At 45.5% G+C, this 11,985-nt stretch carries 11 protein-coding genes; 6 read left to right on the plus strand and 5 right to left on the minus strand.

What is annotated here, in order from left to right; translation table 11 throughout:
- The first annotated feature begins 162 nt into the window (after window positions 1-162).
- The gene (locus H608_RS20825; RefSeq protein WP_071836896.1) at window positions 163-3,237 is read left to right on the plus strand and encodes a T9SS type A sorting domain-containing protein; all 3,075 of its coding nucleotides are present in this window, start codon (window positions 163-165) and stop codon (window positions 3,235-3,237) included.
- 286 nt (window positions 3,238-3,523) lie between these two features.
- On the opposite strand, the gene H608_RS0100995 is transcribed toward H608_RS20825, so the two are convergent.
- Window positions 3,524-4,498, minus strand: a complete 975-nt coding sequence (locus tag H608_RS0100995) for a hypothetical protein (protein WP_155990003.1) — start codon at window positions 4,496-4,498, stop codon at window positions 3,524-3,526.
- An 11-nt stretch (window positions 4,499-4,509) separates the two neighbouring features.
- Window positions 4,510-5,202 (minus strand): hypothetical protein, encoded by a 693-nt coding sequence (locus H608_RS24295; protein WP_155990004.1) that lies wholly within the window; start codon window positions 5,200-5,202, stop codon window positions 4,510-4,512.
- Window positions 5,203-5,465: 263 nt separating this feature from the next.
- Between H608_RS24295 and H608_RS23290 the strand changes: the two genes are divergently transcribed.
- The 4 genes from H608_RS23290 to H608_RS0101020 all read left to right on the plus strand — a co-directional run bounded on the left by H608_RS23290 (window position 5,466) and on the right by H608_RS0101020 (window position 9,618).
- Entirely contained in the window at window positions 5,466-6,245 is a 780-nt protein-coding gene (locus H608_RS23290) for an energy transducer TonB (RefSeq protein WP_028786028.1), read from the plus strand.
- Window positions 6,246-6,373: 128 nt separating this feature from the next.
- Entirely contained in the window at window positions 6,374-7,903 is a 1,530-nt protein-coding gene (locus H608_RS0101010) for a SulP family inorganic anion transporter (RefSeq protein WP_028786029.1), read from the plus strand.
- Window positions 7,904-8,174: 271 nt separating this feature from the next.
- Window positions 8,175-8,789 (plus strand): hypothetical protein, encoded by a 615-nt coding sequence (locus tag H608_RS24300; RefSeq protein ID WP_155990005.1) that lies wholly within the window; start codon window positions 8,175-8,177, stop codon window positions 8,787-8,789.
- A gap of 247 nt (window positions 8,790-9,036) precedes the next feature.
- Window positions 9,037-9,618 (plus strand): hypothetical protein, encoded by a 582-nt coding sequence (locus H608_RS0101020; RefSeq protein WP_155990006.1) that lies wholly within the window; start codon window positions 9,037-9,039, stop codon window positions 9,616-9,618.
- Between the two features lie 103 nt (window positions 9,619-9,721).
- On the opposite strand, the gene H608_RS0101025 is transcribed toward H608_RS0101020, so the two are convergent.
- Both H608_RS0101025 and H608_RS0101030 read right to left on the minus strand, forming a co-directional pair.
- On the minus strand, window positions 9,722-10,045 hold the full coding sequence (locus H608_RS0101025; RefSeq protein WP_028786032.1) for a hypothetical protein: 324 nt from the start codon (window positions 10,043-10,045) through the stop codon (window positions 9,722-9,724).
- Window positions 10,046-10,066: 21 nt separating this feature from the next.
- Window positions 10,067-10,858: an SDR family oxidoreductase gene (locus H608_RS0101030; RefSeq protein ID WP_028786033.1), complete on the minus strand. Its 792-nt coding sequence runs from the start codon at window positions 10,856-10,858 to the stop codon at window positions 10,067-10,069.
- A gap of 128 nt (window positions 10,859-10,986) precedes the next feature.
- Between H608_RS0101030 and H608_RS0101035 the strand changes: the two genes are divergently transcribed.
- Window positions 10,987-11,334 carry a winged helix-turn-helix transcriptional regulator gene (locus tag H608_RS0101035; protein ID WP_028786034.1) on the plus strand — a complete coding sequence of 116 codons (348 nt, stop codon included), beginning with the start codon at window positions 10,987-10,989 and terminating at the stop codon, window positions 11,332-11,334.
- Window positions 11,335-11,535: 201 nt separating this feature from the next.
- Here the strand turns inward: H608_RS0101035 and H608_RS0101040 are convergent, their stop codons facing one another.
- Window positions 11,536-11,907, minus strand: coding sequence for a hypothetical protein (locus H608_RS0101040; protein WP_028786035.1), 372 nt, complete (start codon window positions 11,905-11,907; stop codon window positions 11,536-11,538).
- Between the last annotated feature and the right edge of the window lie 78 nt (window positions 11,908-11,985).

Here is an 11,985-nt window from a genome sequence, read left to right on the forward strand (position 1 = left end):
GCTTGCTAGCTTTATTATCGATTGTAGTGCCATCTTCGTCCCTTGCTAGCGGGAACCAAACCAACTACATTCCTTTTATTTTATCTCTCGTTTGATTTTGCTGCCATCACTGCCGCCCGGGAGGGATTTGCCATCCCTTACTGTTTATTTAAAATCTAACGTATGCCTTGCCGTCTACACATCCTTTTTTGCTGGCTTGCCATAGCCGGTTTTTTCCATCTGTCCGCTTCGGCCCAACATCCCGTTTATAAAGTCGACTTCGACATGACGGGTCGGCCATCCGCCGCCGTAACTGAACCCGGCTTTATCGCCTGGGCTCTTCCCACAAATGTGGTGGACACCGCTACGCTCGTATTAGATCCCTCAACCGGCCTTACCCTTCGTATGATCCGCAAAGGACCTTATGGCGACAAACTAAATACCAATTGGTACAAGGCCGGCACCGAAACGCCTTTTTTCGCCCGGTTGGGAAGCGATGGCATCCGTGTTAACAATGCCAGCAACGGCGCGCAGATCGAAATGAGAATAAGCGGTCTGCCAACCGGACGACACAGCATTCTCACCTATCATAATAATGTAGATAACCCCGCGACCAACAGTTTTTCTCCTGTTGATGTTTACCTCAATGGCGTAAAGGAAATCGAAGACCTTGCTCCGAGTGTGCGGGCCCTGACTATACCCGAAATTCCAACGGCCTACCTTTACGTTGATGCCGTAGCCGGGGAAGATGTGGTGTTATTATATGCGGCCGATACGGCGTTTACTGCCAGTAACAAAAATCTGCTGATCAATGGCTTTGAGCTGAACACTTCCAATCCTTTGTACAAATCCCAGGGGCCCTTTCCTTCCAACGGCGATGAACATGTGGATGCCGATAATGGTTCATTGCAATTAAGATGGATGAAAGCGCAAAACGCCGTGGCCGCGCACGTATATGTCGGTGGCGATTCAACAGCAGTCTCCAATGCCGTATCGGGTGGCGCTTTGTATAAAGGACGCGTCGTGGATACCTTCTTCCACTCCACTGATCAATACAGCATGTATAAATATTTCTGGCGGATAGATATGGAAGACGAGGAGGGCAATATTACGAAAGGCGATGTATGGTATTACCAGCCGCGGCAACCCGCCTTCCGCGACGCTGAGGGTTACGGCCGCTTCGCCCGCGGTGGACGAGGCGGCAAGGTGGTGTATGTAACGAACCTGAACGACAGCGGTCCCGGCAGTTTACGCGAAGCAGTAACCAATGACACCGGTCCCCGCACGATCATGTTTGATGTATCGGGCATCATCACCCTCAATTCAAGGCTCGTGATCTCCAGCAACTATGTAACGGTTGCCGGACAAACAGCTCCGGGTAAAGGCATCTGCATAAAAGGCGCGCCGTTTGGCGCAGGAGGCCGCGACATCATTATCCGGCACCTGCGTGTGCGTGTTGGCGGAGGTCAGACTTATGATGGTATGGGAATGGTGGGCGATCATTGCATCCTGGACAATTGTTCCATCAGTTGGACCATCGACGAATCTTTCAGTTCACGCGGCGCGAGAAACATCTCCTTTCAGCGCAACATGATTTCCGAAGCGTTGAACGTGGCGGGCCATCAGAACTATCCTGCTGGCACAGCGCATGGCTATGCCGCTACCATCAGCGGCAACAAAGGGAGTTTCCATCATAACCTGCTGGCACATAACTCCGGGCGCAACTGGAGTTTGGGTGGCGCGTTGGATGGTAATGCTTATTACTCGGGATACCTGGATATCCGCAACAACGTGGTATACAACTGGGGCACGCGTACAACGGACGGCGGCGCCCACCAGGTGAACTTTGTCAACAATTACTACAAACCCGGCGCGGCCTCTACTATCTTCTACGCATTAACAGCGCAGCACGAAGGTGTAGGATTGGGAACACAACAATATTACTTCAGTGGCAACGTAATGCCGGGACGATTTGATGAAAGCAACCAGGATGCCGGCAGAAGAATCCAGATCTCCAATGGAGCGGTGGTGAACTGGCAGACCTGGGTCGATACCGCTTTCTTTCCGTCTTATGTCAACACGCAATCGGCTACCGATGCCTATAAACGTGTGTTGTCGAATGTGGGTGCCAATCAACCGGCTTTCGACGATCACGATGTGCGTATAGTAAATGAAACATTGAACGGCACCTATACCTACTCCGGAAGTGTGAGTGGCAAACCCGGATTGATCGACAACCAGAACGACGCGGGCGGATGGGAAGACTATGGCTCGGCGCAAAGACCTGCAGCCTGGGATACGGATCGCGATGGCTTGCCAGACTGGTGGGAAAGACTGACAGGATCCAGCACTACCTCTGCAGCCGGCGACTTCAGTGATGCCAATGCCGACCCCGACAGGAATGGCGCAACGCAACTGGATGCCTATCTCGAATGGATGGGTGGTCCGCATTACTTTACAAGGCCAACCGATCCGATCCAGGTAAACCTGAGTAACCTGAGCCGTGGATATACCAGCAATCCGTCGTTTACGGTATCGAACGTGACCAACGGATCGGTGGTGTTATCGGTCGTAGGCGGAGCAACAATTGCCACCTTTACACCGGCCGCTGCAGGATTCGGGTCTTTTGAATTTACGGTAACCGATGCACAGGGTGCAACGATGACCACGTTGGTGAACTTAGTAGCGGATGATAACCCGGTCACCTTGCCGGTGAGGCTGACGAAATTTACCGCGGCAAGAAAAGACAGGCAGCAGGTAAACCTGGAATGGGAAACCGAACAGGAAATCAATAACAGTCATTTCGAAATAGAGCGCAGCTTTACGGGCAATGGTTTTGCAAAAATTGCGCGGGTGGTGAGTGCGGCACCGGATGGAAACAGCAATACGCTTTTGCAATATCAATTAACAGATAACAATGATCACGCCGGCAAAACCTATTACCGTCTCGTGCAGGTGGATATCGATGGCAGGGTGAAATACAGTGATGTCCGTATGGTGAACGGCGTTGGGGATAAGGCTTCGCTGCGTTTGTGGCCGGTGCCATCTAAAGGCAATGTGAATTTATTGCTGGATGGTGGTACGGCTGGTCGTGTAAGTATCATCACCATCGATGGAAAAACATTGGTACAGGAATTTAGTCTGCTGCCGGGCGTTACCCGCACTGTTCATCTTTCAAAGTCCGGGACTTATTTGGTTAAAGTGGTGGATCGTGTGAGTGGGGAAGTACGGTTTACGGAGAAGGTGGTGGTGTGGTGAGAGCGTTTTTGAAATTAATACAGGCCGCTCCGCATGGGGCGGCTTTTTAATTAGCATGATCTATAAGCGTTATTGAAACGATGAGTTTTTGAAGCAGGTATTCTGAATGAATTTTGTAGATTAAGTAGCTGATACAACAACAAAGTCCTTATTAATTGCTCTAAACCTATTGACGCTGTCTCTTGCTGCGGTGGTATTTGACATTGGTTCTCCTACAAATAGCCTGGCATTTGTAATAAAAACGCATAACCTTATGGACTTTTTATTCTCAGGAACTTATACCCTATCAGGGTCTTGCAATAATCGGTTGGAAAATTTTCCCAATGTTCTGGAAATTAAACGCCTTGGACAATGTAACACCATAGTACGGTCTGGATTGACGAAGATTATTTGTAACCTCCGCCTGTAATGTAATTCCGGTTACGGCTTCAGTGATCCATAATTTCCCCGAGAAAAACATATCCCATTTTTTTTCATAAGGATCTCCCAACAAATCAAAAGAGTCTGTGGTTCCATCGGAATTGACTTTTTTTGCTGTTCCGGGATAATATAACGAGCTGTAGCCTGTCGTCATAAATAACCTCATGCATATATCCTTACTCTCGTGTATCAATGTAATGCCAGCAAAGCCGATATTGAATGCAAATTGATTCGTTTGAAGTTTTGTCACCTGATCTCTTGGAAGTTGATCAGAAGGACCTCTGACCACCAGCGTATCTTTATTAAACGTTCTTGAAATCTCTCCGGTTTGTTCAATTCGTCTCCAGACAAATTCCATCGAAGGAGAAAGATACAATTGAATCAGGTTAGAGGGATTGCTCGCGCCTCCGAGTTTGATGAGCCCATTTACATAAGCACCTAAATTGTCTGATACGGTGGTCATTTTAACAGATCCCTGCCTCACAAATGAATAATAAGAAGTGTCGTCGCGCCGGCTGGTAAGCCTTTCCTGGAAATTTAGCGAATCAATTCTGGACATCGTTCTGTTTCCATAGAGACTCAGATACATGCCCATAGATTTTTTCTTTAATGGTGGCAGAAATACATTGGTAGCGAAAAAAAGATTTTTCGCTTTGGTTCCATCTACAAGATCGAAGTTCGTTCCAACATAAGCCAAATAGCGAAACCCCTTCAGCGTATCATTCACAAATTTGCCGATTTTAAATTCAGCGGGAATCAGTCTGTTGGCCGTATCAGGCACCAATACGCCATTTTTATAAACCTCAAACTTCAACGTGACTAATTTGTCTTCCAGAGACAAGGAGTCGCCGTTCAATTCAAGATGTACATTATTATTTGAACTGTCCAGCAGGTCGAGTTGTGGAAATTTTCGAGGGAAAAATCAACCTTAAACTCCCTGGCCAGAAGATTTGTATTCAGTCTGTCGACGACGACCCTCAGTTCGTAAGCGCTGTCACGGGCATAACTACCGGGGTTGGCCACCACGGGAATGGTTACCGATTGCCTGTTGCGGGTCCGTTCGATCTTCTGTGTTTTTCCAAAGCGAAAACTATACGGTGTCCTGATCACGGGTTGCGGAATGGGCGTAATATTGACCGTATGTGTAGTTATCGCCTGGCGATTGTCTGCGGTCACCTGCTGTGCTGAATCATCAACAATTATTCTTAATAGCAAAATGCCGGAGGAGGGATCGATATTATTACTCCGGACGGTCAACCGGACACCATAGTTTATTGAGTCATTTAGCGCTAAAGAATCCAATAACTGTGAAAAGTTAGCAATCGAAAAGGAGCTGGAAGGCACTGTTGACGATTCCAAAAACGCCCGGACTCTGAAACGTCCGGAACCTCCGCGCTTCACCAGGGGAATGAAAACAGAGGAATCGGTAAGTGGGCGGGTAAGTGTTGTTTGGGATGTTAAAAAGCCAACATTAATTTGGGCATTGGACGTTGTTGTCCATACGCAACTGCAGAGAGCTGCGAGCAAAAAAAATTGAATTTTCATGGTTGTGTTTTACTAACAAAAAATGATAGTCAATACAAGGTATAAGGTCTGCTGTAAAGGATCGGCTAACTAAAAGTAGAAAGATTTCTGATCTTTTAAAATATACCCGGGTGTGATTATGTTCGCCGGAATTGGCTGCGAAACAAATAGCAGGCAGCTCAGACATTCAGACTATCCTGAACACGATATGAAGTATCAGGTCTGAAGGATAATGTATTTATCGGAAAAAAGTAGTAAATTAAACTTCATCATTAAACGTTACGGTGAGGTCAATTTTTTTCCTTTTACTCAGTTGGTTAATAGCCAGTGAGGCCGTTAGTCAGCCCACCTATGGAAAGGCATTTGTCGAATTTGACGTTCGTGCCGACACCATTCTTATTAAAGTAAGTGTCAGCGAAAACGTTCCGCACGATACCGCGCTGCGAAAAGACATGATGCAAAAGATCAACACCGCATTTTTATCAAAAGAAATTAAAAAAGGCGTTTATACGGTGGTTGTGCAATTTGTGACCGACAAAGACGGTAATATATCAGATGTAAAACCGCTGACCACTTTAGGATATGGTTTGGAAGCGGAGGCCGTCAGGATAATCAAAAAACGAACAAAGTGGGTGCCCGCAACTCAAAACGGTTCTGTAGTCATAGTTTACGAACAACTGGACATCGAAATCACCAGAGAGAAAAAACCGGAAAAGGTGTATGCCCAAGTGAAAATCAAATATCCTCTTCCGGGAGCAGACTACTCCTGGACGCAAACGCTGGAAGAAAAGCTCAACCAATCCATACAACTTCCCAAGCGCGCTAAAAAAAAGAAATATGTAGTTTCAGTCAGTTATCGTGCAATGAGAGATAGCACATTCGGCGAAATCCGTTGTTTAAATAATCCAGCGTATAACATATACGATGAGGTGTTGAAGGTGCTCAGTACATACAAAAAAACATGGCCAGCCGCTGCTGTACATTCTGTTGCCGGCAATGAAGCTTGTCTCCTTTTTCATAAAGAATATATTCTCAAAGAAGTTAATCCGCATACGTATCAATAAAGAGATCCTGTTTAAATTTTTATTGTCGCTCCTCCCTTTATATCCTAAGTTCGCGGCCGGATGAATAAGATTATTATGGCATCCTCCCGATCCTTTTGCACTATCCATTCTACTAAACCGGTTCTTATATGTGGACATACCCACGCCTGTTCGACTTTTCGCAGAAAGTAAACTACAAAAACGAAATACTGGCCGGGCTTACCGTTGCCATGACTATGATCCCCGAATCCCTGTCATTTGCAATACTGGCGGGCTTTCCACCGCTTGTCGGATTGTATGCTGCTTTTATGATGGGGCTGGTTACAGCCATCCTGGGTGGTCGTCCCGGCCTTATATCCGGTGGCGCCGGTGCAACGGTTGTGGTGCTTATTGCACTGATGAAATCCCATGGCCTCGAATATGTTTTTGCCGCCGTGGCACTGGCGGGTATTTTCCAGATTGTTGTCGGACTTTTTAAACTGGGCAAATTCATCCGGCTGGTGCCACAACCGGTGATGTACGGATTTGTCAATGGCCTTGCCATTATTATATTCATGGCACAACTGGAGCAATTCAAAAGCGGTACCGCCTGGTTGACCGGCGGACATTTCCTGATTATGGCAGGACTTGTGGCGCTAACGATTGCGATTGTGGTGATACTCCCGCGGTTTACCAGACTCATTCCTTCCTCGCTGGTCGCTATCGTAGTAGTATTTCTTATCGTATTGGTATTCGGAATAGAAACGAAAACAGTGAATGACATCGCATCCGTTAGCGGCGGCTTTCCTCCTTTTCATATTCCTTCCGTGCCTTTCAATTGGGAAATGCTGGAAACGATCGCTCCCTATTCGCTTGTTATGGCCGGCGTTGGTCTGACGGAAGGCCTGCTCACGCTAAATCTCGCAGATGAAATAACAGGCACTAAAGGAAATGGAGACCGGGAATGTGTTGCCCAGGGAACAGCCAACATACTAAACGGTTTTTTCTTTGGAATGGGTGGCTGTCCGATGATTGCACAGACGCTGGTGAATCTTTCTGCAGGCGCAAGAGCAAGGTTGTCCGGCATCATTGCTGCACTCACCATTCTGTGCATCATACTATTCGGTGCTCCGGTCATAGGAAAATTGCCGATGGCGGCGCTCTCGGGCGTAATGATCATGGTAGCAGTGGGTACGTTTGAATGGTCCAGCTTCCGTATCATCAACAAAATGCCCAGGCACGACATATTCGTAGGCATTCTCGTTGCCGCCATCACTGTATACCTGCACAACCTGGCGCTGGCGGTGCTGATTGGTGTTATCATATCTGCACTTGTTTTTGCGTGGGAAAGCGCGAAAAGAATCCGGGCCAAAAAATATGTAGATGCACAAGGCGTCAAACACTATGAAATATACGGTCCGCTGTTTTTCGGATCGGTCACGGCTTTTCAGGAAAAATTCGATGTGTCCGGCGACCCGGACGAGGTAATTATTGATTTCAGAGATAGCCGTGTGGCTGATATGTCGGGTATAGAAGCACTGAACAAATTAACCGAACGGTATAAACAAGCCGGCAAAAAATTGCACCTGCGTCATCTGAGCGAGGACTGCCGGGCATTACTGCGTAATGCGGGAGCTGTTATCGATGTAAATGTGATGGAAGACCCGGAATATCATGTGGCGATTGAGGGAAAGGTTTAAAATGATGATTGAGTTTCTCATGAGTACTGCTTGATTTATAACAATGGAAAAAAAATGGTATTCGTTGGATGTTGCTCGTAAATATTTACCATTTACTGCTAGCCAACTCATCAAGCACCTCAATCTTTTTTTGACATCCGTCAACTAGTTAATCTGAACTAGCAAAACTTATTCTATAGAAATGGTAACGGTTTCTTCCTATTGGTGCTTGTACAGAATGATCGTACCTTGAAGTATAACAACCTTATCCAACAGAAAATTTCAACGTATGATGAAAAGAAAATTAATGTATGTGGCGCTGGCCGGAATGCTTGTCTCCTGTTCAAAAGCCAAAACGGAACCTGTTCCTGAAGAACAACTAAAAGACGCGGCGATATCAGCAACAGACATGGCGCGGCTACCACCTCAAACGGGTCACTCGGTCTATGTCACCCTAAATGCCAGTACGGGAGAATATGTAAGTTCATATGGGGGCGGAATAAATTTTGGAACGATGTTTATACATCCGCTCAGTGTTCCTGCTGGTCAAAACGGTCAACCTTATGCTCCTTCTTTTGCCGGCTTCAATGCGAGCAACCTCATCGGATTTCATATTAACGGTGCGCATTTTACCATGCAGCAAGGTACTATTGTAGGTGGGATGTCGACCAACGATTGGGAAGCAGTACATAACTACTACAGCGATTTTGACAAATTCATTAGCGGCGACACCTCGGTCATGTTTCTTCCGGATCCCGGTACCTATTTCAGTGGTATCAATACCTCTTCGAACGGCATATTAACCACTACCGGCACGTTTATTTACAATAACAACTCTCCCACTAAAGTTTCGATTACACACTTAACAGTCGGCCCGCCACTTGTACCGGAGCTCGAGCTGGAGTAAGATGAGATTTATATTCATCAGGGAGACCGGTATCAGGAATGCTACCGGTCTTTGATTTTATGGCTGCTCACAGGTTTAAAATAGTGCCGGTCACGTGACATGAGGTTTTGTCATGTTAGCGAAAGAGTAAGTGCTAATCGCTATTAATTCTGCCTAACTTTAGTTCGCGCCCCAGGCTGGGGAATCATGGAAATCCCCGCAGCCACAAAACCCGGACGATAACTATTACTCGTAAACTATCCAAAACATGAATCATTTTACAGCGCTTTGCTTTTTTTGCCTTGTTGCATACTTATGTTCATGTAATTCGCTTAAACCTGTTACGCAAAATAATCTTTTGCAGAACTTAGGTTCTAACGAGTTGTCTAAACTGGATGGAGACTACGAAATCATATCGACAGACACTTCGTATCCGACATTAGCCCGTGCACTGACTTTTACTGACAAAAAAAATTTAAAGAATTTCAACCATATGGACCAGTTAGCCAGGAAAGATTTCAGGCTTAATTTAAAAGCGCTTGACGAAAAACACCTGAAGGTTACACTGTACAGCCAAAACAAAATTATTAAGACCAAAACACTGAAAGGGACAGTATCCGACAATTATTTTCAATTCAAAATGAGGAAAATTTCCCCTGTTTCTCCGTTTTATATTCTACTAAGTCTTTATAAAAAGCAGGAAAACCGAATAGGATTAACCAAAAACGGAGAACTGCTTTTAGACAGTTATGAAGGAGGTGTATTATTACTGCTTGTGATGCCAACGTTTGGAGGGGACACCGACGCTTATAACTTAATTTTTAAAAGAAAAAATGTCAACAGCCATTAACCGGCTTGTTAATTTCAGCACATCGGAATACCAACAATCGTTTACAACGCGGCCCTGTTTAAAATCCATTCATAAAAAATGGCTGCAATCAGCCATTTGTACTTTATCCGGTAACTTTCAGCGACTGTATCAATCCATCAGTTATTCCTAAATGATAACTCAATACAATCGGGCTGCCGTCAAACTTTCCGGACACTTCTACCTTTAAAAGACTTTCCGGTCCATTTTCTTCAAAGCTTATGGGCTGCATGGTGGCCTCGTATCGTGCGTTGGCGTCCGCAATCCAAAGTTCAATCTCTTTTCGTCCGTTGTGTGTTTTGCCTTCGTCATGTACAACGGCTTTTTCGGAAAAACAATTTGCGTAAGCAACGCTATCAAAACTGTTTTGTGTGTTTACTAAATCTGATACTACTTTCGGTAAGTTCATTGTTTTTAAATTATGAGGTTATTAAATAGTGGGTACGGTGCCGCCGTCGATTACAAAATTTGTCCCGGTTAAATAATTGGCTCTTGGGGAAACAAGAAAACCGACCAACTCTGCAACTTCTTCTGGTTGTGCTGGTCTGCCATAAGGTATGCCGCCCAACGCATCCATGACACTTTGTTGGGCTTCTTCTACGGTGCTATTGGCATTTCTCGCGATCTCGCCCAACCAGGCTATCGATGCTGTTGTATTAATCCATCCAGGCGAAACAGTCAGTACACGTACGCCTTTGGGCGTAACTTCATTCGACAAACTCTTGCTGTAATTGATCAGTCCGGCTTTTGCGGCTGCATAGGGCAAGGTAGATTCGAACAATGGCAGCTTGCCCTGTATCGAAGCGATGTGAATAATAACACCGTTTTTCCGGTCGATCATCTGTGGCAAAAATCCTCTGTCCAGCCGGACTGGAGCGAGCAGATTAGCCTGTAATGTAGACACCCAGTCATCATCGGACAAGACTGCGAAGCCACCGGCTGGAGTTACCGAAGAACCAAGATTATTTACGAGGATATCCAGTCTCCCGTAAGTGGATAACACTTCGTTGACTACTTTTTGTGTGCCTTCTGCCTTACTCAGGTCGGATGGAATGAAATGCAACTGGTCATTTTCCTTCTCCGGTGCGTTCCTGGCGGTAATGATCACTGTTGCGCCAGCTTGTAAAAGCCTTTCCGCAATGGCTCTCCCGGCTCCTTTTGTACCTCCCGTTACCAGGGCGATCTTTCCTGATAACTCGTTGTTGAAATTAAACTGTTCCATTATTTTGATTTTTCTTTAGGGCAAAATTGGCGGGTAAAAACAGTTTGGACAAGTACGGCATTACGATTCATATAGGGATAAATTATTCCCCTATTGCACTAATTGGTACATAGCTATAGCTTTGCGATATGTATGAAAGAAAGACAATTCCGAATCTGAATTGCGGGCTTGACCTGATAGGTGAAGTGCTGTATGGCAAATGGAAAGTGCGTTTATTGTGGTTTATCAATGAAAATCATAAACGCCCAAGCGAACTACAACGAAAAATTCCCGATGCTTCACGCCGGGTTTTAAATATCCAATTGAATGAATTGGAAAAGCACGAACTGATTACGAAAAAGATTTACCCCGTGGTACCACCAAAAGTGGAATACAGTCTTACCGAATTTGGAAAGACCTTAATTCCTGTGATTGCCGCACTGGGTCAATGGGCCGATGAACATGAGGAGCGGTTAAGGGGTGTGATATTGCAATAGGTGTTGGAGCTTCGACCTAAAAGTTCATTCTGAATAAGACAGCATGTTCTTCTGGAGGGTTTACAGCGACTTTACCTACACTCCCATGGTTTAAATAATTGAGTTCTGTATGACGTGGGTGATGAGATAAAAAATCAACAAAGGCAAACGGGCTACCCTATTTGCCTTTGTGTTATTGATTCAATAGTACTGCAGTAGTGGCTAAGTTCCTATCACAAAATCTGCGCAGGCTTGCTGAAAGCCCCAATAGTAACCATTCCAGCCAGCGTTGACATCTTTCATTGAAAGAACGTACCCGCCGTAATCGGTATTAACTGAACTGGCCGCCAGCATGCATTTTTGGTAATCATCATTGGCGTCTTTGAAGGTAATGACCTCACCGTCAAAATACTGTCTGGTAATCTGGACCATTATCAGCCCCCATTCAGGATGTGCATCTGCTGCCATCTTCAGTTTTTCCGTGGCAAACTCATAGCCCGCGATAAAACCCTGTTCGAAAGTCTGAGCGGAAGCATTGGTACTCTTTAATGTAATGATGGCCGTTAATAAGAAAACGGTTAAAAGTTTTTTCATAAAATCAGGTTTGGTTTATTAATATCCTGAAGATAGAAACTTGCATTGGCAATTGCAATAGCAGGGCGTCGTAAAAAC

Source organism: Terrimonas ferruginea DSM 30193, from assembly GCF_000425585.1.
In the GTDB taxonomy this organism is placed as follows: Bacteria; Bacteroidota; Bacteroidia; order Chitinophagales; family Chitinophagaceae; genus Terrimonas; species Terrimonas ferruginea.